The organism is Sphingobacterium sp. InxBP1, assembly GCF_026191775.1.
GTDB classification, from domain to species: Bacteria; Bacteroidota; Bacteroidia; order Sphingobacteriales; family Sphingobacteriaceae; genus Sphingobacterium; species Sphingobacterium thalpophilum.
Genome location: NZ_JAINDX010000044.1, coordinates 305,908 through 331,981 on the forward strand (window position 1 = coordinate 305,908; position 26,074 = coordinate 331,981).

28 protein-coding genes are annotated in these 26,074 nt (G+C 43.8%); 8 read left to right on the forward strand and 20 right to left on the reverse strand.

Features of this window, described 5'->3' with window-relative positions:
* Positions 1-23: 23 nt before the first annotated feature.
* The 10 genes from K7A41_RS11985 to K7A41_RS12030 form a co-directional block, all read right to left on the reverse strand.
* Entirely contained in the window at positions 24-443 is a 420-nt protein-coding gene (locus K7A41_RS11985) for a c-type cytochrome (RefSeq protein WP_028070322.1), read from the reverse strand.
* 97 nt (positions 444-540) lie between these two features.
* On the reverse strand, positions 541-924 hold the full coding sequence (locus K7A41_RS11990) for a hypothetical protein (protein WP_138097020.1): 384 nt from the start codon (positions 922-924) through the stop codon (positions 541-543).
* A 43-nt stretch (positions 925-967) separates the two neighbouring features.
* Positions 968-1,624 carry a DUF1345 domain-containing protein gene (locus K7A41_RS11995; RefSeq protein ID WP_265713868.1) on the reverse strand — a complete coding sequence of 219 codons (657 nt, stop codon included), beginning with the start codon at positions 1,622-1,624 and terminating at the stop codon, positions 968-970.
* A gap of 10 nt (positions 1,625-1,634) precedes the next feature.
* Complete coding sequence (locus tag K7A41_RS12000; protein WP_265713869.1) at positions 1,635-2,435, reverse strand: hypothetical protein; 801 nt, start codon at positions 2,433-2,435, stop codon at positions 1,635-1,637.
* 127 nt (positions 2,436-2,562) lie between these two features.
* Positions 2,563-3,552 carry an LLM class flavin-dependent oxidoreductase gene (locus tag K7A41_RS12005; RefSeq protein WP_028070326.1) on the reverse strand — a complete coding sequence of 330 codons (990 nt, stop codon included), beginning with the start codon at positions 3,550-3,552 and terminating at the stop codon, positions 2,563-2,565.
* A gap of 46 nt (positions 3,553-3,598) precedes the next feature.
* Positions 3,599-4,786, reverse strand: a complete 1,188-nt coding sequence (locus tag K7A41_RS12010) for a class I SAM-dependent methyltransferase (protein WP_265713870.1) — start codon at positions 4,784-4,786, stop codon at positions 3,599-3,601.
* Positions 4,787-6,046 (reverse strand): aspartate kinase, encoded by a 1,260-nt coding sequence (locus K7A41_RS12015; protein ID WP_265713871.1) that lies wholly within the window; start codon positions 6,044-6,046, stop codon positions 4,787-4,789.
* 23 nt (positions 6,047-6,069) lie between these two features.
* Entirely contained in the window at positions 6,070-6,861 is a 792-nt protein-coding gene (locus K7A41_RS12020) for a DUF3298 and DUF4163 domain-containing protein (protein WP_265713873.1), read from the reverse strand.
* A gap of 21 nt (positions 6,862-6,882) precedes the next feature.
* Complete coding sequence (locus K7A41_RS12025; RefSeq protein WP_028070330.1) at positions 6,883-7,335, reverse strand: GNAT family N-acetyltransferase; 453 nt, start codon at positions 7,333-7,335, stop codon at positions 6,883-6,885.
* The gene (locus tag K7A41_RS12030; protein WP_265713874.1) at positions 7,328-8,020 is read right to left on the reverse strand and encodes a YggS family pyridoxal phosphate-dependent enzyme; all 693 of its coding nucleotides are present in this window, start codon (positions 8,018-8,020) and stop codon (positions 7,328-7,330) included. Before K7A41_RS12030 ends, K7A41_RS12025 begins: the two co-directional genes overlap by 8 nt.
* Positions 8,021-8,092: 72 nt before the next feature.
* On the opposite strand from K7A41_RS12030, the gene K7A41_RS12035 reads away from it, so the two are divergent.
* From K7A41_RS12035 to K7A41_RS12045, 3 genes are all read left to right on the forward strand, one after another.
* Positions 8,093-8,869 carry a DUF4296 domain-containing protein gene (locus tag K7A41_RS12035; RefSeq protein ID WP_265713876.1) on the forward strand — a complete coding sequence of 259 codons (777 nt, stop codon included), beginning with the start codon at positions 8,093-8,095 and terminating at the stop codon, positions 8,867-8,869.
* A gap of 24 nt (positions 8,870-8,893) precedes the next feature.
* A complete protein-coding gene (locus K7A41_RS12040; protein ID WP_265713877.1) occupies positions 8,894-11,269 on the forward strand; it encodes an endonuclease MutS2 in 2,376 nt (791 codons plus the stop codon).
* Positions 11,270-11,349: 80 nt separating this feature from the next.
* A complete protein-coding gene (locus K7A41_RS12045) occupies positions 11,350-12,006 on the forward strand; it encodes an MgtC/SapB family protein (protein ID WP_051606977.1) in 657 nt (218 codons plus the stop codon).
* Positions 12,007-12,019: 13 nt separating this feature from the next.
* Here the strand turns inward: K7A41_RS12045 and K7A41_RS12050 are convergent, their stop codons facing one another.
* The 9 genes from K7A41_RS12050 to K7A41_RS12090 form a co-directional block, all read right to left on the reverse strand.
* Positions 12,020-12,358, reverse strand: a complete 339-nt coding sequence (locus tag K7A41_RS12050; RefSeq protein WP_028070333.1) for a hypothetical protein — start codon at positions 12,356-12,358, stop codon at positions 12,020-12,022.
* Between the two features lie 10 nt (positions 12,359-12,368).
* Positions 12,369-12,614, reverse strand: coding sequence for a hypothetical protein (locus tag K7A41_RS12055; RefSeq protein WP_028070334.1), 246 nt, complete (start codon positions 12,612-12,614; stop codon positions 12,369-12,371).
* A gap of 100 nt (positions 12,615-12,714) precedes the next feature.
* Positions 12,715-14,046 (reverse strand): NADP-specific glutamate dehydrogenase, encoded by a 1,332-nt coding sequence (gene gdhA, locus K7A41_RS12060; protein WP_028070335.1) that lies wholly within the window; start codon positions 14,044-14,046, stop codon positions 12,715-12,717.
* Positions 14,047-14,696: 650 nt separating this feature from the next.
* Positions 14,697-15,941, reverse strand: coding sequence for a sulfate adenylyltransferase subunit 1 (locus K7A41_RS12065; protein ID WP_265713879.1), 1,245 nt, complete (start codon positions 15,939-15,941; stop codon positions 14,697-14,699).
* Positions 15,942-15,956: 15 nt separating this feature from the next.
* On the reverse strand, positions 15,957-16,847 hold the full coding sequence (gene cysD / locus K7A41_RS12070; RefSeq protein WP_028070337.1) for a sulfate adenylyltransferase subunit CysD: 891 nt from the start codon (positions 16,845-16,847) through the stop codon (positions 15,957-15,959).
* 43 nt (positions 16,848-16,890) lie between these two features.
* Positions 16,891-17,598, reverse strand: coding sequence for a phosphoadenylyl-sulfate reductase (locus K7A41_RS12075; protein WP_028070338.1), 708 nt, complete (start codon positions 17,596-17,598; stop codon positions 16,891-16,893).
* On the reverse strand, positions 17,588-18,166 hold the full coding sequence (locus K7A41_RS12080; protein ID WP_028070339.1) for a precorrin-2 dehydrogenase/sirohydrochlorin ferrochelatase family protein: 579 nt from the start codon (positions 18,164-18,166) through the stop codon (positions 17,588-17,590). Before K7A41_RS12080 ends, K7A41_RS12075 begins: the two co-directional genes overlap by 11 nt.
* A gap of 2 nt (positions 18,167-18,168) precedes the next feature.
* Complete coding sequence (gene cobA, locus K7A41_RS12085; RefSeq protein ID WP_028070340.1) at positions 18,169-18,927, reverse strand: uroporphyrinogen-III C-methyltransferase; 759 nt, start codon at positions 18,925-18,927, stop codon at positions 18,169-18,171.
* A gap of 13 nt (positions 18,928-18,940) precedes the next feature.
* A complete protein-coding gene (locus K7A41_RS12090; protein WP_265713880.1) occupies positions 18,941-21,046 on the reverse strand; it encodes a HEPN domain-containing protein in 2,106 nt (701 codons plus the stop codon).
* A 199-nt stretch (positions 21,047-21,245) separates the two neighbouring features.
* On the opposite strand from K7A41_RS12090, the gene K7A41_RS12095 reads away from it, so the two are divergent.
* Genes K7A41_RS12095 through K7A41_RS12115 form a run of 5 tightly spaced genes read left to right on the forward strand, consistent with a single transcriptional unit; the run spans position 21,246 to position 25,252 of the window.
* Positions 21,246-22,163: a PstS family phosphate ABC transporter substrate-binding protein gene (locus K7A41_RS12095; RefSeq protein WP_138097018.1), complete on the forward strand. Its 918-nt coding sequence runs from the start codon at positions 21,246-21,248 to the stop codon at positions 22,161-22,163.
* 1 nt (position 22,164) lies between these two features.
* On the forward strand, positions 22,165-23,061 hold the full coding sequence (gene pstC, locus K7A41_RS12100; RefSeq protein ID WP_028070343.1) for a phosphate ABC transporter permease subunit PstC: 897 nt from the start codon (positions 22,165-22,167) through the stop codon (positions 23,059-23,061).
* Entirely contained in the window at positions 23,054-23,902 is an 849-nt protein-coding gene (locus K7A41_RS12105) for a PstA family ABC transporter permease (RefSeq protein WP_028070344.1), read from the forward strand. The genes pstC and K7A41_RS12105 overlap by 8 nt, the downstream gene beginning before the upstream one ends.
* Positions 23,863-24,672: a phosphate ABC transporter ATP-binding protein gene (locus K7A41_RS12110; protein ID WP_265713881.1), complete on the forward strand. Its 810-nt coding sequence runs from the start codon at positions 23,863-23,865 to the stop codon at positions 24,670-24,672. Before K7A41_RS12105 ends, K7A41_RS12110 begins: the two co-directional genes overlap by 40 nt.
* 55 nt (positions 24,673-24,727) lie before the next feature.
* Entirely contained in the window at positions 24,728-25,252 is a 525-nt protein-coding gene (locus K7A41_RS12115) for a hypothetical protein (protein ID WP_265713883.1), read from the forward strand.
* Between the two features lie 80 nt (positions 25,253-25,332).
* Here K7A41_RS12115 and bshB1 read toward each other — a convergent pair whose 3' ends face one another.
* Positions 25,333-26,064, reverse strand: coding sequence for a bacillithiol biosynthesis deacetylase BshB1 (gene bshB1 / locus K7A41_RS12120; protein ID WP_265713884.1), 732 nt, complete (start codon positions 26,062-26,064; stop codon positions 25,333-25,335).
* Between the last annotated feature and the right edge of the window lie 10 nt (positions 26,065-26,074).

The window sequence follows — 26,074 nt, forward strand, 5'->3', positions numbered from 1 at the left end:
TGTTACATGAATATAGTGTTTGATTAGTTTTTAGCGAGCACCATTTCGGGAGTTTCCTTGCCTCCATGGCAGGTTTTGCATGAAATCGCTTTGGCCGGTGCATTGTCCCAACTTCGGTTAAAGTATTTCTTATTAATCTTTTGCGTCATTTTGATCATCGCCCTGCCAATTTCTTTTTTAGGATTTTCGTCACTTGCAAAATCCAGCTTTTTGGGGTCTTCTTTGGATGGGGCATGACAGAAACCGCATTTGACTCCTAGTGCCACATTAAACTCCTTCATTGTGGCTATGAGTTCGTCATGTGATATATTTTTAGGGAGCACTTTGAGGTTGGTCGGCTTAGGATCTTGCTGAGACTTCTCCTGCTGAGAATTAAATGCGCTTAACGCGAGGGCAATAGCAAATACCGACGCTATCGCGCCTATCTTTTTTAGGTGTTTCATTTCTCTTTTCTTATGCTTTAGCTAAATATAAGCATAAGAAAAGCAATATACAAACGAAAATGAAATTATTATGACATTTCTTTTCAGGAGTGTTGTGTTATCGTCGTACCGCGTCCACTTTCCAGCTCTGACCGTTGAGTTGGTAGTCGATTTCCAGGGAAGATCCCTCAACCTTAACTAATTGGGTCTCTGTGTTGTCGTTGGATGTCCAGGTACTATCGTTCGTTTGTTCAAATACAATACCCGTGATATTTGGGATTCCTGTATAGAATTCTATCCTAAAGGTTGAATTATTCTCCCGCAGTATGCGTATCAATCGGTTTTCCCTGTCAACATCCAGGGCATTCCCCTGAAACCGGACACGGCCTATAAAACTACCCGTGACCGCCGGGGCATCACCTGTCGTGCTCTCGTTCTTTTTACATGAAATATTGGTAATAAAAAACAAAAAGAATAGAACGAATATCTGTGATAATTTCATGCCGCTAAATTTTGGACTAAAATAAGCTTTTTTCATTAGAAACTCAATTGATCAAGCCCGAAATGATATTAATCGTCAATGCAACTACAAACGTATTCAAGGCAAAAGATAACAGACCATGGAACAGTGTTACCCTTCGTATTTTTTTAGAGGAGACGCTTACATCGGAGACCTGAAAGGTGCAGCCCATGACAAATGCGAAATAAGCGAAGTCGAGATAATCGGGTTTTCCGTCGCCCGGAAATTCCAATCCGCTTCCTGCGCCATCGTATTCATAGTACAACCGCGCGTAATGGAAAGTGTAGATGGTGTGGACCAAAGACCACGATGCCAACATAGCTGACATGCAGGTGATGATAATCACCATTTCATCGAACTGGCTATCTTTGCTCGAGATGATGATACTCAACACCGATACAAAACAGCACAGCGTTACTAAAATAATAGAGAAAGAGACGAATAGCCGGCTTCCATCTTCTTGCTGAGCTTTTTTTGCAATAGTCGCAATAGGCATCGTATAGAAGACGTACCAAGACAAGAAGATATAACATAGACAAAAGCCCAGCCAGCTCAGAATAAGGTTTAATAACATCAAAGACTTAATGGGCGATAAGAAAAAAATCAGTATAAAAACAATAGCTGCTGCCGAAGCGCGATGGATCGACTGCATATGGTGCAAATACTCCTTAACCTTATTCATGACTATTCAATTAACAATCGAATTGTTCGTCAGCCTCGTAGATCTTCGGGTTGCCGTGATTGGAAAGCAGCAGTAGAATAGACTCTTCCTCGTAGTTACCTGGATTAGAAAAGACAAAATCTAGCTGTCCATCAGCATCGATATCGCCCGCAAACAATGTTGTCATAAATACACCGTCAAACTGTTCCTTTCGGAAAATTACCATTTCCTTTTGCTGTCCTTGCAGCTGATAGCCCAGTTGATAGTTTGCGACTTCGTGAAATAGTTTTTCGTGTTCATTTTCATCGCTCTGCACCTGTGTGGATTTGATATCTCCTGAAGCTTTAAGTGTGATTAGCTGGTTGCGGAAACGGTACTCCACGGATTCCTTTGGCCATATTTCTGCATGGCGTATTGCGACGTGTTCCACAATACCGGGTTTCAACCCATTAATTTTGAGGAACAAAAGCGAATTTCGTTTCGATTCTACATTCTTAGTAGCCACCTGTGCACATTCATCGAAGCCATCCCGAAGCACATAGTCGACCTTATCTAGAAAGTACTTCCCATCTTGTTCATAAAGATCGAACCAGTCTTTATTCAGTACTGCTGTCGGGTCTCCTTCCCAAATGCGGTAACTACGGAGGAGAAAGATCTGTCCGGCGGAAGTGTCCGCTTTAACAGGCGCACGGACTGATCTGTTGACATTTGGAGGGAGACTGTCTAGGGAGTCTGACTTGGATGTAGCGACTGCCTTCCGCTCCGTAGTGGATGTATTACAGGCTTGCAGCACCAAAAACGCCCATATCATGGAAGCAAAATATCTAATCATATACCGCTAATTTTATTTAAACTTAGATAAATTGCTTATGATATGCAAGAACAGCGGGCAGTCGTCGAACAATTTATTCATAGACTAGTCAACGGATAGACATAAAACTCGCGGTAGGAATGCTATCTTAAGAAAGTGCTTCCCTGAGCAGTGAAAAGGATTTCAGGCACTTGTCATCATCGAAAATGTAGGAAGTGGCCATAATTTCGTTCACTTTATGGTCGGCAGCAAATTTCTCTATTTCTGGACCAATTTTATTTTTGTCACCTACAAATGCGCAGGACGCCATTCCTTGAACTGCCTGTTCGATCGCTGGGATACCTTTGTAAATCACTTGCTCAGTGGGTGGGGATAATGGTTTTCTACTATTGGTAACAATACCCGCAAATAAATTGTAAAAACTGGTCGATAAGTGTTCAGCTTCCTCAGTCGTATCCGCAGCAACAACGTTGACACATGAAATGAAGTACGGTTTTTCCAGCGCTTCAGACGGTACGAAGTTTTGGTGATAAATCATGCTCGCCGAGGCAAATTGCGCTGGAGCAAAATGGGTTGCAAATGCATAAGGTAGACCTAGGCTTGCTGCCAAGTATGCGCTATCTGTACTCGACCCCAGTATATAGAGCGGTATGTCCAATCCCTCACCGGGAAAAGCACGTACTTTGGCGTCATAATTTGCTTCATTAAAGTATCGCTGCAGGTCCTTCACGTCCTGTGGGAACTGGAATGCTGTATTCAAGTTGTTCCTGCGTAATGCCATGGCAGTCAATTGGTCCGTGCCCGGAGCCCGGCCCAGGCCGAGGTCTATACGTCCCGGAAATAACGTCTCTAAGGTACCAAATTGTTCCGCGATGACGAGAGGTGCGTGGTTTGGCAACATGATGCCACCTGAGCCGACCCGGATCCGGTTAGTTTTTGATGCAATATGTTGTATCAATAGGGAGGTGGCCGAACTGGCAATATACTCCATATTGTGGTGCTCTGCGTACCAGACTCTTTGAAAATCCAATGATTCTATATGCTGTGCGATTTTTACACTACGCGCGATGGCGCCTGCCGCATTTTCACCTTTTTTGACCGGAGCTAAATCCAATGTTGATAGTACTATTTTATCCATGACCTAAAATTACGGAGAAGTACTTCGACAATTGTAATGAAAATGTCTATTCTGAGATCCGATTCGTATGTATGACAGTAAGCTGATCATTTACAGTTGTGGTAAAAAATACAAAGGAGTGACCGCCATCCCGAACCTTAAATTTCTTTTTGATTTCCTCAGTTTTCAATGGAAAATTTCGCGCGCTGATGTCCGCGATCAGTCCGTTTTTGTTCTTTTTGAAATCTGTAAACGATTCTACTTGCTCAACCGAAAATATTTTTCCGGGAAAATCAGAGATTTTTTGAGAAGAGGTATACAGGTGACTGTGTTTATGTAGCTTTTTGATATCATATCGTCGGGCAAGTGTTTTGAAAGCGCCGGCCTTGGTCAGTGCAACATCAGGTTCATAAAGATAGGATAACGGCTCGCTGTATTCAGCGATTGCCAAACGTTCTTCTTCGTATGTAAACGAGAAGGTCTGTGGCAATTGTTTTAAAAGGCGTACTGCATGGATCGTCGGCATATCTTCATAACCTTTTTCCTGTACCATGAGCAGTTCTTTACATTCGTTGTGCACGGATACAATATAAACATCCTTCACGCTCATTAACCTATTCAACGCTGATGATATGTCGAGTAGCGGGGCTAGTTTACTTATCACTACAGCCGAACGTGCCAACAATCCCTTTTGAAGGGTTACCAGATCAGGTTCACACTCTTCCAGCAGGAAGACCTTTCTAGTTTGCACCCTTCTGGATGGATCCAGATAAATATAATCAACGTGATCCGTCGTTTGTTTTAGTATGTAATCTACGCCATCCGTGTGTTCAACCAGGATGTTGTCAGCTCCCAATACCGAGGCGTTGTGGGCAGATATGGCCGCAAGCTCTGCGTCCCGCTCGCAAGATACGACCCGTCCAGCTCTCGTTGCAAAATAAAAGCTATCCACCCCGAATCCACTTGTCAGATCAATTAAATGAGCTCCTTCTTTTATCAGCGAACTTTTGAAACGGGCTGTCAGTTCGGACGAACACTGTTCCATATTTAATTTGGGCGGATAGTAAACGCCGGCGGTACGGGACCAGTGTGGCATTTTAGTACGTGCACGCTGCTTGCCATCTAGTTGAGTAGCTAGTTCTGACGAGGATATACCCTCAAAAGGTGTTTTTTTTAATGCTATTTTTGCCGGAGATGCATCCAGATTGCTTTCCAAAAATTGCTGGACCTCCTTTTGAAGGATCAATGTATTCATCTATATTTTTTTAACAAGGAGCTGACAGGTATAGGTATCTTTTAATTCGCTGATCACTTCTTTATCCACCAATACACGATTGATGGTTTCTTGGTTGTAATAACGTATTGTGATCAATTCAAGTCCCGATTCATAGGTAACTTTAAAGCGTTGTTCGAGTTCGGCAATGAGGTCCGTCAGGTTCTGCCCAGTATCATCCACAGACACCGCAAAGTTGATTGCAGTATTGCGCATCATGTTGATCTTGATCCGGTGCTGGTGAAACAGATTGAAAATATCCCGGAGATTGTCCTCCACGATAAATGAAAAGTCCCGTGGTGATATCGATATAAAGATCTGATTTACCTTAAAAATAAAAGACGGTACCGGCAAGGTTTGATTGGTACTTTTGATGACTGTTCCCGGAGATTCTGGGTCAACAAAAGATCGTACGTTCAACGCAATTTTTTTGTTTTGCAAAGGCTTGATCGTTTTGGGGTGGATGACGGTTGCTCCATAATACGTGAGTTCTATAGCATCGGTGTACGAAAGTTCAGGAATCAGTTCAGTCTTTTCAAACCATTTCGGATCGGCGTTGAGGACACCTGGTACATCCTTCCAGATGGTCACATTTTCGGCGTTTAGACAGGCTGCAAAAATGGCTGCAGAATAATCGGATCCTTCCCGTCCCAATGTAGTTGTAAAGTTTTCTGATGTACCGCCAAGGAAGCCCTGCGTAATGACAATATAGCTATCTAAAATTGAGGGTAGCTCAGCACGTATCTTTTCCTCTGTTTTGCTCCAGTCTACAATAGCCTCGCGGTACGTATTGTCCGTTAAGATATAATCCCTTGCGTCCAGCCATTTGACTTTTTCACCGGTAGATGCTAAATATGCCGCCACGATCTTCGTAGAGATCAGTTCTCCCATAGATACAATCTGATCGAATAAGTAATCGTATGAATCTTGTGGATCTTCTTCCAGAATCCATTCTATCTCGACAAAGCAATTGGCGATTTCGTCAAATATAGTTCCTCCTGTGGGGAATAATTCCTGTAGTATATGGAAATGAAAAGCCTTGGCTTCCTCAAGGGTCTGAAACTGTAAACCTGTATTATTGTAGTATTCTTTGGTCAGCTTCTCCAGAAGGTTTGTCGTTTTTCCCATGGCGGAGATAACAACCAGTAAGGCTTCACCTTTATACTTCGAGATTATCCGGGCTGAATTTCTGACACTTTCGGCATCTTTTACTGATGCACCTCCAAATTTAAAAACCTGCATTTATTGTATTGTTAAGTTGACTGCTAATGGATACTATGGATATATTCTAACCCTTTTTCGGAAATCAGATGCTTAAATTTAGAATAGGGAATACGTAATTCGGTATTACCCTCGGCATAGGATTTGATTTCGTAAATGTTATAATAGAAGAGAATATGATCTTTTTCGAAAGTGAAATTATCTGCCAAAGCAAACTTGCCTTCGTCAAAAAAATATTTTCCGCTTAAGGAATCGTTTTTGCTGAGACCTTCCTGTTTACGGAAATGCTGTTCAGCTATCTTCAAAAATTCACTTTTGTTTTCCTCCTGAATGATATCGTTTATGGTGATGGGACGCACTGTGCGCCTGTCAAAGTTGGAATATAAGGTAAAGTGGTCTCCGTGAGCGCCGCCGGTATATTCCTCTTGTTTAGTGCGCAGGCTCAATAAAGAGGCTGTGTTGGCTACAACATCTATCCGCAGGTCTCGGTTCCAGGTAGCGGTCGAGATGCCGTTGTTGTCATCGACATATTCGTTATAAGAGCTAATAAAGCGGCGAGCAGCGTCTTCCATGCTGGTGTCACCTTCCAAATGAACCACAGCAGACACAAGCTTATTGATGCTGCTGTCTTTAAAAACAGGGTAACTTGCTCTGAAATATGTTGTATCCAGATGATCTTCTTCCTTTAAAAAATACTTGCTATGCTCATCGATGACTTTGTTGCTATACACTAGTGTGTCCGCCTGTTCCGTACGAGGTAATGTCGCACTCTGGTTGTTGCAAGAATACAGCAAGCCACTGATGAATATTATTTTAAAAAGAAGGTAAAATCGCATTCAGTTGATTGTTTTTGCTTTCTAATATGTAATTGAGACATTAATCCACTCCGCATCAAAATCGGCCTTATACTTCTCATAGAATTTGATAGCAGGCTCATTCCACTCGAGCACCTGCCACACCATACCGTGGTAGCCACACGCTTTACCATAAGCCAGTGTCTGATCAAAAAGTAGCTTTCCAAGTCCTAGACCACGCATTTTTTCAGTGACGATCAAATCTTCCAGATAGAGCCGGCGGCCTTTCCAGGTAGAGTATCTGACATAATATAACGAAATTCCAACAATTGCGCCATCCACTTCTGCGACGAAAGCTCCCCAGACCGGGTGTTTGCCGAATCCTGCATCTTCAAACGCCTCTAGTGAGACGGTCACTTCATCAGGCGCCTTCTCATAAATAGCCAATTCTCTGATCAGCTCCAGCATCTGCGGGCAATCTGACTTTATTGCTTCACGAATTATCGGTTTAATCATTGTTTTTATAATGTTTGATGACCCTTTTGCCAAAGATCGTGCTACCAATACGAACCATGTTTGATCCTTCCTGAATGGCTATCTTATAGTCGGATGACATCCCCATGGAAAGAATTTTAAAATAATCCTCTTTACGGAAGAAGCTCGCTTTGATACCATCAAATAGCATCTTTAACTCGTAAAATTCGGCTTTGATCACTTTTTCATTATCCGTATTCGAGGCAATGCCCATCAGCCCGCAAATGCGTACATTCTTCAATGCGATAAACTCCTCATCTCGGAGCAGTTCAATTAGTTCAGCATGATCGAAGCCGAATTTAGTATCCTCTTCCGCTATATATACCTGTAGCAGGCAGTCTATCACCCTGCCAGACTTTAAAGCATGCTTGTTGATCTCCTTCAAGAGCTTTAATGAATCTACCGAAGCAATCAAATTAATGAAGGGAGCAATATATTTCACTTTGTTGGTCTGCAGATGTCCGATCATATGCCATTGGATATCTTTGGGTAAAGCCTCAGCTTTCTCCACTAATTCTTGAACATGATTTTCGCCAAAAACACGTTGTCCCGCCGCATAGGCTTCCATGATCTCAGAATTGGATTTGGTCTTTGACACTGCTACAAGCTGAACGCCCACAGCTTCGGTCTCCAATTTTAATGCTTCTAAATTACTGGCAATACTCATTTACGCTATAGTTTGATGATCTAAAAAGCACCAAATATCGGTGCTTTTTGTAAATTTGTACAAAACTACGAAATGCTACGATTAATACTGAATCTACTTGCAGTGATTTTTTTATTTGGTTCTTGTGTCAGGCCGGAGGATAAAGATATTATCTCCCAAAGCAAATTTGTGAAAGCGCTGACAGAAATCCAACTGATAGATTCCTATCTGAATATTCTGCCTATCGACAGTGCCCGCAAAGTGATGGTGCCTTTGTATCAGGTTACTTTCGATAAGTATGGCTTGGACTCTGTTACCTTCAGGAAAAATCTGAACTATTACGGCAGGGATGCAGAGGTCATGGCAGCAATTTATAAGAAAGTGGAGGATAATCTAACCAAAGAAAACAAGTTTTATACAGACATCGAACGTAAAAAGCAGGATTCGATCCGGACCAGAGATTCCATTCTGAATGCGCGGATTCAGGATAGCACAAATCGTGTGATGCGCCTGCAGCAGCAGTATCAGGAACGCATAGCGGCCCTTATCCACTATCAGCCAAGTAAAGAGAAATTCAGTTTTAAAGAAGCCTCATCATTGTTTAACCGGACCTTCCAGGTCAAAACCGGACTTCGTCTGGAAAGTTTTCTGATGAATCAGCTGTTCGTTAGTGGCTCAGCTGGCGCAGCGGCAGGTCCTGCTTCGACTGGCAATGCCGTTTCTCCGGCAGCAACAACCGGCGCAGCAGGTAGGGATTCATCCGCCAAGCCTGTAGAAACACCGCTACGACCCGAAAGGAGACCGTTGAAAGTAGAGCGGTCACCTGTACTTTCAACGCCGCAGGAAATCAAGCCTCCGGCAAAACTTTAACCATCAAAGAAGATTATTAAATCTATGGTATATCCATTAAATGCAATTGATAAACTCGGGTTTTCCGAGATCAAAGATAAAATAAAGCAAAAATGCCTGAGTGAATCGGGCCGGGAGCTGGTAGAAAAGATCCAGCCACAGACACGTTTTGATCAGATTGACCGCTTTTTAAGACAGACCAGTGAGTTTAAGGAGCTACTCGTAAATGATGGCGCTTTTCCTGTGGAGAATTTTTTTCCACTAAAAGCCATTGTTGAGAAAGCTAGAGTTGAGGGTACGTTTTTACTTGAAGAGGAGTTTTTTCGTGTCCTATTGTCGTTAAAGACTGTGTATGCGATAATACGTTATTTTAACGAAAGGGAAGGACTTTACCCCAACCTTGAGCTGCTGTTTGAGCACCTGCCTATTGAAAAAGGAATTATCCGCGATATTGAATCGGTCGTCGACGAGCGTGGTAAACTCAAAAATAATGCCTCTAGGTTATTACTTGAAATCAACCAGCAGATACAGCGGGCGGAGCAAGAAGCGCTTAAACGAATGAATAGCATCTTCAAAAGCGCGCAAGATAGCGGGTGGACCGCCGACGGTAATCTGACGGTGCGTGATGGACGTTTGTGTATTCCTATTCTAGCCGAAAATAAACGTAAGCTGAAAGGTTTAATTCATGATGAGTCTGCGACAGGTCAAACTGCTTATATAGAGCCAGAAGAAGTGTTTCACCTCAATAATAAGATAAGGGATCTTGAATTTGAGCGTAGGCGGGAAGTGATCCGTATTCTTGTCGAGCTGACTGATAAAGTACGTCCACATATTCCTCTGCTTCTGTCTTATCATGGCTTACTGACCAAAGTCGACTTTGTGAGGGCCAAAGCGCTCTTCGCATTGGACATTGAAGCCGAGATGCCTGAACTGTCAAAGGAAGCCGAGATTCATTTGGTCAATGGTCGCCATCCGTTGTTGTTGCTTAATGCACAACATCAGCATCAGACAGTAGTACCATTAAATATACAGATCGGCCAGACACAGCGTATTATTGTTGTCTCCGGGCCGAATGCCGGTGGTAAGTCTGTCTGTATGAAAACCGTGGGATTGCTACAGATTATGGTGCAGTCGGGGCTGTTGATTCCGGCTGAGCCGACGACCAAGGTGGGTATTTTCAAGCAGCTATTTGCTGATATCGGCGACGATCAGTCTATCGAAAGCGATTTAAGTACCTATAGCGCGCATCTCTCAAAAATGAAATATTTTACGGAGTTTGCGAATGGTCGCACATTGGTGTTGATTGATGAATTTGGAACTGGCACTGACCCTTTGTTTGGTGGTCCGATAGCCGAAGCCGTATTGGAATCTCTCAACAAAAAGCAGATTAGGGGCGTGATTACCACTCACTATTCCAATTTAAAAGTATTTGCGAGCAACACCGACGGTCTGGAAAATGCATCCATGTTATTTGACAATCGTGAAATGAAGCCCATGTACATCCTTCAGATTGGTAAGCCCGGAAGTTCCTATGCATTTGAAATCGCTCAAAAGATAGGATTGGGTAAAGACATTCTGGAATCTGCCAAAAACAAGATCGGGGTACAGCAGAAGAAAGTGGATACCTTATTGATAGATCTGGAACGCGAAAAGAAAGAGGTTTTTGATACGAAAGTGGCCATCAACAAACGCGAGAAAGAGCTCGAGACCATCAAATCGGAATATCTGGAATTACAGCAATACCTGGAGGAAAACAAGCGGGCTATTCTGAAGAAGGCAAAAGAAGAGGCACAGGATATTATCCGGAACTCAAACAAGCTGATCGAGAATACCGTGGCCCAGATCAAATCGGCGAAAGCAGACAAGGAAAAAACACGTGAACTACGGAATAACTTGGATCAGGCATTGAAAGCTGTTCTGCCAAAAGAACAGAAAACAAAACCTTTGGTTAAGGAGAAGGTGGGGGAGTCTACCGAACTCAATATAGGGGACTGGGTGCAAATTTTGGACAACGGTGCCGAGGCACAGGTCGTTGAAATTGCGAAAAATAACTTGATTCTCGCCATGGGCGAACTAAGGACTGTTCAAAAACGGAAAAACGTTATTAAATTGGAGGGTCGCGAAAATAAAAAGTCAGCGAAGAGCCTATCCAAGACGCTTTCAGCTAGTACGGTTGCTGATTTTAGTCCAGAGTTGGACCTAAGGGGCATGCGTACCGAAGATGCGCTGCAAAAACTGGAAAGAGTGCTTGATAGGGCGGTCATGATCGGTTACCCTTCACTGAAGATTGTCCATGGCAAAGGCGACGGGATCTTAAGGAAGTTTATACGCGATTATTTACGTAAGTATAGCCATGTCACGCGTTTTGAAGACGAACATCCAGATCGCGGCGGGGATGGCATCACCTACGCCTATCTATAACGAGAGCATTCGATAGAACCCACATCGATAACCGGGTTCTATCGAATTAATATACCCATAAAAGTTTAACCGTGTGGATTATGGAGAGTATCACCAATTTTTTGATCAGCGAGCCCTTATTGAATGCCCTTACCTCCATTTTGTGCGGCAGTTTAATAGGTTTCGAGCGGGAGTATAGGAACAAATCGGCTGGTTTTCGTACCGTGGTACTGATTTGTTTTGGCTCGGCGATGTTTACCATCGTGTCCTGCCTATTTACTGGAAGCAGCAGTGATAGGGTAGCAGCCAACATTGTTACAGGCATAGGCTTTATAGGCGCCGGCGTGATTTTCAAAGGAAAACTGTCCGTGAGTGGACTCACCACAGCCGCCGTAATATGGGCTACAGCAGGGATCGGCATGTTTGCTGGGCTCGGTAAGCTGCAATATGCGATATCTTTTTCCATATTCATGGTCCTTATCCTTGCCCTTTTCCAGCGTATAGAAATGCTGCTGGCACGTTATTATCTGGTGCGCTCACTCCATATCAAATTCGGTTCAAACGAATTTTACCATTTGCACGAGTTTGAACAGATGGCGCTGGATTTTAAAATTAGAGCTACCCGACGTGTTATTGAGAAAGTTGAGGGTAAGCTTGAGGTTATGTATGATATCTCCGGCAAAATGGTCGACCTCGACCGCTTTAACCAGCAACTGGCGGCTTCGGCAGTGATTGATGAATTTTATTATAATAAATAAACTACTGGTTTGATTATACAGCCTGATCTTTACCACCAAATGTAATCATAACCATGCCTGCGATGATGACAAACATACCAACCACCTGTTGCCAGCTTAGCGGACTCTTGAAGTAGAGTGCCATCGCAAGCTGCACGGTCAGAAATGTTCCGCCCGAGCACACCGCTATGACGATAGGCTGAGATACATTTTTGAATAGCTGAACGAGAAACCAGCTGGCGGAGAGCAGAATAATATTTCCAACGACCAATGTCAGCCACTTGTATTTAGGGTGAATCCCACCAAGCTTAAATAGGATGGAGGAGATAATCTGGCAAGCCCAGAAAGCCGCGAAGTATAGGTAATTTAACATACACGTAACATTATTCGTATCTACTGTAAGCACTGTTAAAAGATTGACGCATCATTGCAAACTGCGCTATGACAGCATTCAGAAATTCTTCATCCAGCAGTTCGAATACACCGTTTACACCACCGATGATATCGACCTCAGCAATTTTATAGGATTGTTCGAGGTTTCCCTGTTCAAATTTGATGATAAACTTTTGATTCATCCCAAAAATAGAAATTTTGCAATCGGGATGGGGGAGTTCGGCTATTAATCTCATGAATGTCTTGTTGTTTAAATTACTGTAAAAGTATAAAAAAACGCCCAAATGCAATACATTTGAGCGTCCAGGATTATGATATGATTAGAAAAAGGCAGGATTATACAATTCCCTGTGCTTTCATCGCATTGGCGACTTTAATAAAGCCACCGATGTTAGCACCTTTTAAGTAATTGACAAAGTCACTTTCTTTACCATATTTCAGGCAGGTTTCATGAATACTTTCCATGATCGTCTTCAGGCGGTTGTCCACTTCTTCCGTGCACCATTGCGTACGGATTGAGTTTTGAGACATTTCTAGACCGCTGACGGCAACTCCACCGGCATTCGCCGCTTTTCCGGGCGCGAAGCTGATTTTAGCATCCAAGAAGACTTTGATGGCTTCTGCAGTCGATGGCATGTTTGCGCCTTCAGCGACACACACACAACCATTTGAGACAAGTGTCTTGGCATCCGATTCATCCAGTTCATTTTGCGTTGCACATGGAAGAGCAATATCGCATTTAAACTGCCAGGGCTTTTGTCCCGGCAAGAATTGAGCATTTGGATAACGAGACGGATATTGATCCAAATTACGACCCAAGGTCGCGCCAAACGCCATTTTTTCAGCATCAAAACCATCCGGATCATACAATGTTCCAGAGCTGTTTGATACCGTTATTACTTTTGCGCCGAGCTGTGTTGCTTTTTCAACCGCGTAAAATGCGACGTTTCCGGCCCCCGAGACAGTGGCTACTTTACCCTGTAAAGATTGGCCTTTGTGCTTAAATATGCAGTCTACGAAGTAGAGTAGGCCGTAACCCGTTGCTTCCGGACGGATATAAGAGCCACCCCACAATTCGCCCTTACCGGTCAATACCCCTGTAAAATTGTTCTGAAGACGTTTGAACTGACCAAATAAAAATCCAATCTCCCGTCCGCCGACACCAATATCTCCCGCAGGCACATCTGTGTCTGCACCGATATGACGATAAAGTTCAGTCATGAAGCTTTGACAAAAACGCATAATCTCGTTGTCCGATTTGCCCTTCGGATCAAAATCAGATCCACCTTTACCACCGCCGATAGGCAAACCAGTTAAGCTATTTTTAAAAACCTGTTCGAAGGCAAGAAATTTTAGAATGCTTTGATTTACAGAAGGAGCGAAGCGAAGTCCACCTTTATACGGGCCGATGGAACTATTCATCTGCACACGATAACCCCGGTTTACCTGAACTTCATGATTGTCATCTAACCATGTTACTCGAAATGATATGATACGTTCAGGCTCTGTCAGGCGTTCAAGAATTTTTTGATCGAAAAATTCAGGATGATTCTCTGTGATATAAGGAAATAAATCCTCGGTAACCTCTTTTACAGCTTGTAAGAATTCTGGTTCATTGGGATTACGTTTCTCAACGTTAGCAATGAACTCGTTAAAATTTTTTGACATGTTTTAATTAGTAAAATTTCCCTTTGGCTGGCACTAATTTATATATTTTCTAATAAAAAACCAATTTTTGTTGATTTTTTATAAATTTTATTCTGTTCTGATGAAATTTCATATTTTTTCATAATGCTGCCATTTGTGTCCGTTTATATGGTCAAACCGCTCAATTAGCGGATTTTGTTCGATTTAAACTGTCGTAAAGAGAATCATTGTCGATTTAATGATTTTTAGTTGTAGCTGTAATGATAGCTCGGTTATTCTGTTATGAAGTATTACAGGCTATGGAAAGCCTAGTTATCTTTAACTTGGCAGGAACGTGTAGGCACTTGGGAAGGAGCAATTATTTGACCGCCAAGAAGTGACAGATATTCGTGTATTGAGGAGAAGTGGAAAGAATGTTAAATCTACTATTTAACATAATATAAATTATACAACTCATATTATTGGATCAGATGAAACAGGTTCACACAAGCTGCCTTATGGTAAATCCATTTGCGCTAGTAGCTAACAAATACGATTACCATGTCTATGATAAAGCGTCTTCAATTTGCCGCATATTAAAGCGAAAGATTCCAATAACCGCATAAAAAAGAACTCAGCTTAATAGCTGAGTTCCGAAATAAATATTTAGGTTGAATATTTAAAATTTAATTTTAGTCAACAGCTTGAATCATCAATGCGCCAACAGTGAGATTGGTACGCGGATCGATGACAATCGCTTGAGAATTTGCAGCATTTTCATCTTGAAGATCAAATACGAGATTCTCTGCCGACTTGATCGCAATGCGGCCAATGTCGTTCAGCTTTATCGCTTCATCATAAACTTTTTCCTGTGTATTGATATCAAACTTGTAAAGCACGTCGACAACTTTAATTTTTGTCAGTTTGCTGTGGCTTTGGATCAGGTAAATTTGATCTGTATCCAACGGTTTGTTGTCAAACCAACAGATATTTCCCTGGATGTTCCGTTCAAATTTTGGCGGAGCTTCGACATTCGCTATTGTGTCGCCGCGGCTGATATCGACATCATCAGACAGGTGAACGATCACCGATTGTCCATTTTCGGCGCGTTCAAGATTCTGGCCATTAAATTCAATGGCTTTAATTGTGCTGTAGGTTTCTGCGGGATAGATGATGACGGGCGAGCCTACCGTCAACCCCTCTCCTAACACACGACCTGCATATCCCCTATAGTCGTGTAAATCATCCGTTTGTGGCCTGACGACCCATTGCACCGGAAATCTCCAGTTTGCGGACTCACTTTCATGAATTTCCACATGCTCAAGGTAATCCAGCAAGGATTCGCCTGAATACCAAGGCATACGGCTGGATTTATGAACAATGTTGTCGCCTTTTAAGGCGGATACCGGAATGAAGTCTACTTCCTTGAGTCCTAATCTCGCTGCTAGCTGTAGGTAATCGGCCTTGATCTGCTCGAATACTGAGGCACTATAGTCGACCATGTCCATCTTATTGACGCATACCAGTACCTGTTTCATAGCCAATAGTTTGGCAATAAACGAATGACGTTTTGTCTGTTCAATCACACCCTTACGGGCGTCAATCAAAATGATGATCAGATCGGAGTTGGACGCTCCGGTTACCATGTTTCGGGTATATTGAGTATGCCCGGGAGCATCCGCTATGATGTACTTTCTTTGGTCTGTCTGAAAATACTTGTAGGCGACGTCGATAGTGATGCCCTGCTCCCGTTCCGCCTTTAGTCCGTCTGTCAATATGGCCAGATCGACGGTGCCGTCGTCGTTTTTTCGGTTTGCACGCTGTATCGCTTCCAGCTGGTCATCCAAGATAGAATTCGTATCGTAAAGCAAGCGGCCTATCAAGGTACTTTTTCCATCGTCGACAGAACCGGCTGTTATAAATTTCAATATATTCATTGTTGTCAATATCTATTAAAAATACCCCTGTTTCTTACGTTCTTCCATTGCCGCCTCCGATACTTTGTCATCCATGCGCGCTCCGCGTTCGCTGACGGTAGAGGCTTTTATTTCAGCAATAATATCATCCAGCGCTGTTGCCGTGGAGTCCACTGCAGCTGTACAGGTCATGTCGCCAACTGTTCTAAAGCGGACAGATTTGCGTTCTATGACGTCCTCTTCATCGATATTCAGAAACGGCGCCGCAGCCATCAATTGGCCGTTTCGTGTGATCACATCACGTTCATGACTAAAATAAATCGACGGCAAGGCGATCTCCTCACGTTTGATGTAATTCCAGACATCAAGCTCCGTCCAGTTGGAGATCGGAAATACACGTACGTTTTCGCCCTTATTGATTTTGCCGTTGAAAATACTCCATAATTCAGGACGCTGGCGCTTGGGGTCCCATTGTCCAAATTCGTCACGTACCGAGAATATGCGTTCCTTGGCACGTGCTTTCTCTTCATCCCGTCGTGCACCTCCGATACAGGCATCAAAACCGTATTTTGAAATTGTATCCAAGAGGGTAACTGTCTGTAGTGCATTACGACTGGCATTTTTGCCTTTCTGTTCAACTACTTTGCCCTGATCAATACTGTCCTGTACGTATCCAACGATTAGTTTTTCACCTATCTCCGCAATAAGCTGATCGCGAAAAGCAATTGTTTCCGGAAAATTGTGCCCCGTATCGATATGAACTAACGGAAAAGGAAACTTACCTGGTCTGAAGGCTTTTTTTGCCAGATGGACCAGCGTGATTGAATCTTTGCCGCCCGAGAACAGGAGCGCTGGTTTTTCAAATTGTCCCGCGACCTCTCTCAAAATATATATAGCTTCCGCTTCTAAATGATCTAAATAGTCCATTTTTTGAAATGATAATAGTTGATGTAATGAATTTTGGCTTTATTTATTCATGGGACTTTACCGCATGTAGCCCACATTCCTTTTTACTCTGGTCTTCCCACCACCACCTGCCGGCGCGGAAGTCCTCTCCTTCCTGTACGGCTCTCGTGCAGGGCTGGCAGCCAATACTTGGGAATCCCTTGTCGTGCAGTACATTGTATGGGATATGTTGCTCTCTACAGTATTGTTTTACCTCTTCAAACGTCCAGTCAAACAAAGGATGGATTTTAATGATCTCGTTGATTTCATCATATTCGACAAAATCCATGTCGTGTCTGTTTGCAGACTGTTCGGCACGTATACCTGTGACCCAGATTTTCTTACCTTTAATCGCACGTTGCAGTGGCTCTATTTTTCGGATTCTGCAGCATTCTTTTCGGTTCTCCACCGATTCATAAAATGAATTGGGGCCTTTTCTGCTGATAAACTCTTCCAACAACGCGGTGTCCGGAGTATAGGTGCGAATCGGCAATTGATAGCGTTCCAATGTGCGGCTCCAGAGGGAGTATGTTTCTTTAAACAGCCTGCCGGTGTCCAAGGTAAATATTTCGATATCTATATTGTTCTTGCCAATCCACTCGGTTATAATCTGGTCCTCAATACCAAATGATGTCGAAAATACCACTTCCGAAGGATATAGTGCAGCGATAGTCTGTAGCAGAGCCACATCTTTTTTATCGCCTAATATTTCTTTAATTTCCTCAACGTTCATGACGTAAAATATTTTTGGTATGTTCATTCAGCTGTTTCACCTTCGATTCGAAATCCCCTTTGAGCTGATCTCGGTAGGCGCTCATCAAGGATAGCGTCTCATCGATTTCTTCGGGCAGCAGATCATTTAACAGTTCCTTCACCCGCTTTGCGATCGTCGGCGATTTGCCGTTGGTTGAAATGGCAATTTTGAGGTCGCCCTTTTTGACGATGGACCCCAGGTAAAAATCACATAGCGCCGGTTTGTCTGCCGCGTTAAACAGGATATTGTGCTGTTCGGTCAGTTTGCGCAACTGTTCATTCAGTTCCATATTATTGGTCGCAGCAATGACCAGCCGTTTATGTGCTATGTCAGTAGGCTCAAAAGGCCTTAAGTGCAGTCTGATATGTGGGTATTCTTTGAGCAACGTTTCAAATTCAGGAATGATCTCCCTGGCGACGATGGTCAGATTGAGGGACTCATCATTCGTTATCAGGGCCTGAAATTTTTCCAGTGCTACCTTTCCGCCCCCTACCAATAAGGTTTGGATCTGATCAAGTTTGACGAATATAGGAAATAGCTGATTCATGCTTATAAAGCTAATGCTTTTTCTTTAATCTGCTGGAACGCCCGGTGTTTGGCGACGACCTCTCCGATAATAATGATCGCCGGTACCCCGATTCTCTTCTCCGTGGATTCATCCAATATATTTTCTATCGTGCCCAGCACCACTTTTTCATTTGGTAAAGAACCATTCTGGATCAATGCGATCGGCAAGTTGTGCAAGTTTCGTTCACGGTAAATGGATACGATTTCAGCCAGTTTTCCGTATCCCATCAACACCACAACGGTCGCATTGGAAGTAGCAGCCAGGTGCAGATCTTTAGAAAGTGACCCGTCCGATTTTGAGCCCGTTATGACCCAGAAGCTCTCACTGATCCCACGGTATGTCAAGGGGATCTGCTGTAGTCCCGTAAGGCCTATTGCCGACGAAATACCCGGAACAACCGCGGTCTCAATGCCATATTGGGCAACATAATCGATCTCTTCACCACCCCGGCCAAACACAAAGGGGTCTCCACCTTTTAAGCGGACTACATGGCCATAGTTCAACGCGTAATCGACCAATAAGCGATTGATCTCGTCCTGCGAAGTAGATAGCTGTTCGGCACGCTTTCCAACATAGATCTTCACGCAATCAGCTTTCGCATAGCCGAGTAATTCATCATTGACAAGTGCGTCATACAAAATGACATCCGCCTGCTCGATTGCTCTGATCCCTTTAAGACTGATCAGTTCTGGATCACCGGGTCCGGCTCCAACCAGAGTTACTTTAGCTTTTATCGACATTCTCTTTCCTCCTCTATACCAGTGCTGGTGTTAAATTTTTACGTTGGTACACCTCATTTATAAAATTTGTCGCTTCCTGTAGGTAGCTCGTTGCAAAGTCAGCTGACGGTTCATTTTTGCTTATCTGCAGTACAAGTTCCGTAAACGGACGGTCAAAGCTGTATTCACCGGACTCAACAAAGTGTGTCTGAAACTCGTTGATCACTGTATTTTGTGTGCTGGCGCTGATTCCTTTATCCAGTAATAAGGCTTTGGCTGCCTGTACAAATGCATTGTACGCATGATAGATGGCATCCGCAAATTTTGATTCCCGGTAAGTTTCGTTTGCCCATTGCAGTTTTTCCTCAGCTTCATAGATCAGGGTAGCGACCAGGTCAATCACGACGCCAGCACACTCTCCTACGCCGATAGCTGTCTGGAAAGTGCCCTCATGTCCCCAGTCGACAAACTCGTCCTCAGACAGGTTGGTCAGGTCGGACAGCGGTTTCAATAGGGTGTAAAAATAATTCTTGCCCTGTCTATCATAGTAAGCATGGAAGTTTTCTGTAGCTTCCGCATTCTTTTTATAATCGCTGAGGATCAGGTCCACGACATGGAGTACACGTTTGGTTGGCACTTTGATGACCCGCTCCGCCACACGGCCTTCACCGTTGCCGATCGTTCCGCCGCCCAACATCACCTGAGCAGCAGGCACGATTTTGCCTTCCGCTTTGACCGAGCTGCCATGGAAACCGATATGAGCGAGCCCATGCTGTCCACATGAATTCATACAGCCCGAGATCTTAATTTTCAAATCCCGGTTAAATACAAAGTCCTGATAAAATTCAGCAATATACGACTCGATCACCCGTGCCATTTCCGTACTATTGGAGATCCCCAGATTACAGGTGTCTGTCCCTGGACAGGTAGTTACATCTGCTGTACTGTTATACCCTACCTGAGCAAGATCTAATGAACGAAGTACTTCATAGATATGTGGTAGTGATTTTTCCGTGGCATATTTCAGCAGCAGACTTTGGTTTTGTGTAATTCGGATATCATCCGCAACAAGCCCCTGTAGTCCAGCGACCAAGGCTCTCGCTTTGTCTGTGCCGATATCACCTGTTGAGACCCGGACATAAACACCGTAGTAACCTTGCTGCTTCTGTGCAAATGTATTGGTACTCTTCCATACCTGGTAGGCCAGGTCAGTTTCAAGGTCTAAAGCTTCAAGCTTGTTGTCGTCCGGTGGTAGCGGCTGCTCGATGCGTGTGCGGTCAATCGGAAAAGTCTTAACTTTCGTCGCGATCTTTTCGGCCTCAATCAAACGCAAGACTTCATCCAGGCCGAGTTTTTGGATTAGGTACTTGAAACGGGCCTTATTGCGGTTGCTGCGCTCACCGTAACGGTCAAATACCCGTAATGTGGCTTCTATATAAGGAATCAGATCATCCTCCGGAAGGAATTCATTTGTTGCTGCGGCCAAAAACGGCTGGGAGCCGAGTCCACCACCCAACATCACTTTAAATCCACGCGTCTCTATCCCATTGACAATTTTTACTTTGGGTATAAAACCGAGGTCATGAATATATGAAAAGGCGGTGTCTTCATCGCTCGCCGAAAAAGACATTTTGAATTTACGGCCCATATCCGCACAGACCGGATTGCGCAGGCAATATTCGAAGGTAGCCTGTGCATAAGGAGATACATCAAAAGGTTCGTTGGGATCAATGCCGGCTGTCGGCGAAGCCGTCACATTGCGGACTGTATTACCACAGGCTTCCCTCAATGTTATGTCATCTTCGGCCAATTTTGACCAAAGTTCAGGAGTGCGATCCAGGCTGACATAATGGATCTGAATATCCTGACGTGTCGTCAGATGGAGATTATGACTGGCATATTCATCCGATATTGCCGCTATTTTGAGCAGTTGTTTAAAGGTAACCTTGCCAAACGGAAGTTTGATACGCACCATCTGAACTCCGGGCTGCCTTTGTCCATATACTCCCCTCGCCAAGCGCAATGATCTAAATTTCTCATCTGCGATCTTTCCTTCGTGGAATAACCGAATCTTTTTTTCAAGTTCAATAATTTCCCTTTCCACGACCGGATTTTCTAATTCTGTACGGAAGCTTTGCATAAAACAAATAAAATCTATTGATTTAGTATTCTTTTCTCGAGGTCAAATGTAAAAATATTTTTTTAATATTCTATAATATCTACCAAATTAATATATATTTGCCGTATAAATTTTAATAGACTTAACCTGTAGACTAATGGGTGTAACGATAAAAAGGTGTCTTATAGTGTTGATTTTTAGTGCCGCAATCATTTCAAAGATGAGCTCCTGTGCACCTAAAGTCAAGAATGGCTATAGTAAAGAGCGGGGATTTGAAGGTAATATTTCTCTTTCAGGTGCTTTTGCCTTGTATCCTTTGGTCGTGATCTGGAGTGAAGACTTTAAGAAGGATCATCCAAATGTTCGTTTTAATATCTCTGCGGGTGGTGCGGGCAAAGGCATAGCCGATGTGCTTACCGGTATGGTCGATATTGGGCTGGTATCGCGGGACCTCCATCCGCAGGAGATTAAGAAGGGCGCTGTCCCCATTATCGTTGCTAAGGACGCTGTTATATGTACACTAAATCCGGACAATCCGAATTACGATGCACTGCTCAAAAGAGGCTTGACCAAGGACGAACTGGCTGGCATTTTTATCGATCGCCGTTATAAAACATGGAAACAGATCGATCCCCGGTTTACAGCCGACCCGATCAATGTGTATGTCCGTTCGGATGCTGCTGGTGCGGCAGAGACTTGGGCCAAATTTTTCGACCATAAACAGGAAGACCTGCAGGGCGTAGGGATCTTTGGCGATCCCGGTATTGCGCAAGCCATCAAAGACGACAAATACGGCATTGGATTCAACAATATCAATTACGTGTACAATTTAAAATCAGACAAAGTATTTGACCGAATTGATGTATTGCCACTTGACCTGAATAAAAATGGGCAGGTTGACCCTGATGAGCAATTTTATGGCACTTTGTCCGCACTGACAGAAGCCGTGGCAACGGGAAAGTATCCTGCTCCCCCGGCAAGGGACCTGACTTTTGTCACCCACAATAAGACAGAATCATTGCTGCTCAAAGAGTTTATAACCTATGTGCTGCAGCCCCAGGCTCAGTCCAAGCTCCTGGAGAATGGGTATGTGCCTTTGAGCCAAACCTTGATAAAAGAAGAATTAAATAAATTATAGCATGTTAAATATACGTCTGGTTAAAGATTCTCTAGTCAAACGATCCACATTAGTGCTGCTGTTGGTTTCTTTGTCGGTCGTGCTTGTCATCGCCGTTGGGCTGACCGTCAAGTCGATCCCTTTATTCGAGTACAGCAACATTTTCCAGCTGCTGACAGAAAAAGTCTGGTCGCCGATGAAGGGATCATTCGGCTTTTTGCCTTTTATTGCCGGTACGCTTGCTGTGACCTTAATCTCTCTTGTTATTGCTATTCCGTTATGTATATTGACAGCTGTGTACTTGACCGAATACGCATCGGACGCCCTAAAGAATATGATGCTCCCGCTTGTCAACGTGTTGGCAGCTATTCCACCGGTACTTTACGGTGTCTGGGGAGTGCTGTTTATCGTACCATTGATACAGCTTTATATCGCACCTCTTTTTGGCGTCGTTACGTCTGGTTATTCTGTGCTCGCGGGTGGCATCGTGCTTGCCGTCATGATATTTCCGATTATGATATCCATCATGGTAGAGGTATTGCAGACCATCCCCTATGATTTAAAGGCCGCTTCCCTTTCCTTGGGAGCCACCAAATGGGATACAATCCGGCACGTTATACTCAAAAAGGCTCGGCCGGGCATCGTTGCCGCTGTCGTCCTTTCTACGTCGCGGGCCTTTGGCGAAACTATTGCAGTGCTCATGGTTTGTGGCAATGTGCCCAAAGTGCCCACCTCGGTATTTGATGCGGGGTACCCGATTCCGGCACTGATTGCCAACAACTTTGGCGAAATGATGTCTATTCCCTTGTACGAATCGGCGTTGATGTTTTCAGCGCTTCTGCTATTTGTTATCATATTTATTTTCAATTTAATATCGCGTCTGATCCTGCGGCGTTTGGAGGGAGGTCAACATGGATAATACCAAAAGAAGATTGTTGAACGAGAAGATTGCAAAGGGATTTATGCATCTATCGGGCATTACCGTAACGGCTTCGTTGTTTTTTATCGTAGGTACAATATTGTACAAAGGCCTGCCATACCTCAACTGGGATATGGTCAGCCAGCTGCCTAAGGGCGGATTTTATATCGGGAAAGAAGGCGGGATTCTAAATGCCATTTTAGGTTCCCTTTATCTGGCGGGCGTCGCTACCGGACTCTCTGCACTGATTGGCATTCCCATATCCCTATACCTTAATGTATACCTTGGCGGTAAATCGAGAATAACACAGTTTTCCAAACTGTTGTTTGACGTTTTATATGGTGTACCTTCCATTGTTTACGGTGCGGTGGGTTTTGGTATCATGGTCTATTTTGGTATCCGCGCATCGCTTTTGGGAGGTATTATTACGGTTACGTTATTGACTGTTCCGATTGTCGTCCGGACTGTCGATGAGTTGATCAAAACCATTCCACAAGATTTAAAAAATGTCACCCTTTCCCTTGGTACTACGCGCTGGGAACTGGCCAAGGTTATGCTCCGCAGCATCCGTGCCGGTCTATTGACTGCCGTATTACTGGCTTTTGGGCGTGCTATCGGTGATGTGGCCGGTGTGTTGCTGACCACAGGTTTCAGTGACAACCTGCCCAAATATATCGATGAGCCTGCAGCAACACTACCGCTGGCGATATTCTTCCAGTTAAGCAGCCCCATTCCTGAAGTACAGGGCCGTGCCTATGCCTCGGCTCTGGTTTTAACAATCATTATTTTAATTATTGTCGTATGCACTCATATCCTTCAATCGAAACAAAAGAATCGTTGATACAGCATCCGTTGTCCGAACCGCACATTGAAATCAAGGATCTCAATGTCCATATTGACGGCCGGCATATCCTGAAGAATATCAACCTTGCACTGCCCAATAATAGCGTAACATCTATCATCGGGCCTTCGGGCTGCGGCAAAACGACGCTTTTGAAAACGCTCAATAGGCTTGTCGATGATACCAAAGGTGTTGAAATTACAGGTTCAGTACTAGTGAATGGCGAAGATATCTATGGTAGAAATGCCGAAGTAACGCATATCCGGAAGAAAATGGGGCTCCTGTCCCAAAAGCCTTATCCCCTGCCCATGTCCATTTACGACAATGTGGCGTATGGTCCCCGGATACATGGAACAAAAAGTAAAAAAGAACTGGATAAGATTGTTGAGACGCAGCTGCGCAACGTGGCCCTATGGGACGAGGTTAAAGACCGTCTAGGTCATTCTGCCAGTGGGCTGTCCATTGGACAGCAGCAAAGGCTCTGTCTGGCCAGGGGACTCGCTGTCGAGCCTGAAATCATTCTTGGGGATGAATCGACATCAGCATTGGATCCCTTGTCCACGGCGAAAATTGAAGAACTGCTCATTGAACTCAAAAAGGATTATACTATCGTCCTGGTCACCCACATTTTAAGGCAAGCCAGACGGGTTTCTGATTATATTTTATTCGTATATGGGGGTGAAATCCTCGAATTTGGCCCTACAGAACAAGTTTTATTAAATCCGCAGCACGAGATCACCAAGCAATACGTAAAGGGATTTATTTCCTAAGCTGTAGCGGGCGCGTTAGCTAACTCGTTATGGTTAGGATTGAAATAACTTAATTATGAGAGCTAGCTATTTTATTGCCTTATTAACGGCATTCTTCAGTCTTTTTATTTCTTGTAAAGACTTTGAGTATTCTTCTGCATTCGACGAGAGCTATGAAGCTTTTCAGAAGTATAAAAAGGATAACAATAATTCGTATGAATACATTGTTACCAGCTCGTCTTGGACAGGGAGTAGTAGTATCACAGCGATTACCGTACTCAACGGCCAAGTTGCATATAGGTCTTACGAAGCTAAAGCGGTACTGGACGATGGTCAGGAGAAAATTTTTGCGAAATGGCATGAGAATACGAGTGAATTAAGCACACATGCTGAAGGTTATGAGGCGGTTACATTGGATCGCGTCTATGAGCGGGCAAAGAGTGAGTGGTTAAAAAAGAGGGATGGTGTAAAAGTGTATTTTGAAGCCGAAAACAATGGGTTAATTTCTTCTGCTGGCTATGTTCCTGATAATTGCCAGGACGACTGTTTTGTTGGTGTACATATAACTGATATTAGAATTCCTAAATCCCTGAATAAATAATGAAGCAATTGCAGGATTATCTGCCCATATCAGGGGTAAATAATCCTGCATCTGTTTTTACGCAAAAATAGGGATTGATGTTACCTAAGGTCAAATAGGTTTTCCACACCAAGGATTTTCTGGGAAGTGAAACCTTCCGCATATTTTGCCTGGATATAACGCCCGAATTCTCTCGCCCGGGCAGCAGTAGATGCCATAAAGTCGGGATTCGAAATATAGGTCTGTGGTTCGTCCGGATTGACATTTTCCCCGGTATAGAATTGCGTTTTATAAGCTAATATTGATTTTTCCTTTGTCGCATAGTAGTCCGTAATGTCGATGACGATATCCGGTCTGATGTAATGATCCTGTACAAACTGCAGTACCAGTCTCGGACGGAATGCCTCCTGAGGCTTATTGTCAGTATCGCTGGTTTCCACTTTTCTTAGGCCCGCCAGAAAACAGGCCTCATTAACCAGCTGTCCTGCCCTGCCATGGTCCGGATGACGGTCGGTAATTGCGTTGGTGATGACGATTTCGGGCTGGTATTTCCGTATCGCTGTAATGATTGCTAGTTTTTCTTTTTCGGCATTCTCAAAAAAGCCATCTCTTAAACCGAGATTCTCCCGGGCTGCAAGGCCCAGTATGGCGGCAGCATCTTTTGCTTCCTGCGCTCTGGTTGCGGCGGTACCCCTTGTCCCCAGTTCACCCTGTGTGAGGTCCACGACTCCGACCTTTTTTCCTTCAGCAACATATTTTGCCATCACGCCCCCTGCTCCTAATTCGGCATCGTCAGGATGTACGGCAATGACAAGTAAATCTAATTTTACCATATTTTTCTAT

Bases quoted from the DNA above. Each gene is read 5' to 3' on its own strand.
- K7A41_RS11985 (WP_028070322.1), bottom strand. From the start codon at position 443: ATGAAACACCTAAAAAAGATAGGCGCGATAGCGTCGGTATTTGCTATT.
- K7A41_RS11990 (WP_138097020.1), bottom strand. From the start codon at position 924: ATGAAATTATCACAGATATTCGTTCTATTCTTTTTGTTTTTTATTACC.
- K7A41_RS11995 (WP_265713868.1), bottom strand. From the start codon at position 1,624: ATGAATAAGGTTAAGGAGTATTTGCACCATATGCAGTCGATCCATCGC.
- K7A41_RS12000 (WP_265713869.1), bottom strand. From the start codon at position 2,435: ATGATTAGATATTTTGCTTCCATGATATGGGCGTTTTTGGTGCTGCAA.
- K7A41_RS12005 (WP_028070326.1), bottom strand. From the start codon at position 3,552: ATGGATAAAATAGTACTATCAACATTGGATTTAGCTCCGGTCAAAAAA.
- K7A41_RS12010 (WP_265713870.1), bottom strand. From the start codon at position 4,786: ATGAATACATTGATCCTTCAAAAGGAGGTCCAGCAATTTTTGGAAAGC.
- K7A41_RS12015 (WP_265713871.1), bottom strand. From the start codon at position 6,046: ATGCAGGTTTTTAAATTTGGAGGTGCATCAGTAAAAGATGCCGAAAGT.
- K7A41_RS12020 (WP_265713873.1), bottom strand. From the start codon at position 6,861: ATGCGATTTTACCTTCTTTTTAAAATAATATTCATCAGTGGCTTGCTG.
- K7A41_RS12025 (WP_028070330.1), bottom strand. From the start codon at position 7,335: ATGATTAAACCGATAATTCGTGAAGCAATAAAGTCAGATTGCCCGCAG.
- K7A41_RS12030 (WP_265713874.1), bottom strand. From the start codon at position 8,020: ATGAGTATTGCCAGTAATTTAGAAGCATTAAAATTGGAGACCGAAGCT.
- K7A41_RS12035 (WP_265713876.1), top strand. From the start codon at position 8,093: ATGCTACGATTAATACTGAATCTACTTGCAGTGATTTTTTTATTTGGT.
- K7A41_RS12040 (WP_265713877.1), top strand. From the start codon at position 8,894: ATGGTATATCCATTAAATGCAATTGATAAACTCGGGTTTTCCGAGATC.
- K7A41_RS12045 (WP_051606977.1), top strand. From the start codon at position 11,350: ATGGAGAGTATCACCAATTTTTTGATCAGCGAGCCCTTATTGAATGCC.
- K7A41_RS12050 (WP_028070333.1), bottom strand. From the start codon at position 12,358: ATGTTAAATTACCTATACTTCGCGGCTTTCTGGGCTTGCCAGATTATC.
- K7A41_RS12055 (WP_028070334.1), bottom strand. From the start codon at position 12,614: ATGAGATTAATAGCCGAACTCCCCCATCCCGATTGCAAAATTTCTATT.
- gdhA (WP_028070335.1), bottom strand. From the start codon at position 14,046: ATGTCAAAAAATTTTAACGAGTTCATTGCTAACGTTGAGAAACGTAAT.
- K7A41_RS12065 (WP_265713879.1), bottom strand. From the start codon at position 15,941: ATGAATATATTGAAATTTATAACAGCCGGTTCTGTCGACGATGGAAAA.
- cysD (WP_028070337.1), bottom strand. From the start codon at position 16,847: ATGGACTATTTAGATCATTTAGAAGCGGAAGCTATATATATTTTGAGA.
- K7A41_RS12075 (WP_028070338.1), bottom strand. From the start codon at position 17,598: ATGAACGTTGAGGAAATTAAAGAAATATTAGGCGATAAAAAAGATGTG.
- K7A41_RS12080 (WP_028070339.1), bottom strand. From the start codon at position 18,166: ATGAATCAGCTATTTCCTATATTCGTCAAACTTGATCAGATCCAAACC.
- cobA (WP_028070340.1), bottom strand. From the start codon at position 18,927: ATGTCGATAAAAGCTAAAGTAACTCTGGTTGGAGCCGGACCCGGTGAT.
- K7A41_RS12090 (WP_265713880.1), bottom strand. From the start codon at position 21,046: ATGCAAAGCTTCCGTACAGAATTAGAAAATCCGGTCGTGGAAAGGGAA.
- K7A41_RS12095 (WP_138097018.1), top strand. From the start codon at position 21,246: ATGAGCTCCTGTGCACCTAAAGTCAAGAATGGCTATAGTAAAGAGCGG.
- pstC (WP_028070343.1), top strand. From the start codon at position 22,165: ATGTTAAATATACGTCTGGTTAAAGATTCTCTAGTCAAACGATCCACA.
- K7A41_RS12105 (WP_028070344.1), top strand. From the start codon at position 23,054: ATGGATAATACCAAAAGAAGATTGTTGAACGAGAAGATTGCAAAGGGA.
- K7A41_RS12110 (WP_265713881.1), top strand. From the start codon at position 23,863: ATGCACTCATATCCTTCAATCGAAACAAAAGAATCGTTGATACAGCAT.
- K7A41_RS12115 (WP_265713883.1), top strand. From the start codon at position 24,728: ATGAGAGCTAGCTATTTTATTGCCTTATTAACGGCATTCTTCAGTCTT.
- bshB1 (WP_265713884.1), bottom strand. From the start codon at position 26,064: ATGGTAAAATTAGATTTACTTGTCATTGCCGTACATCCTGACGATGCC.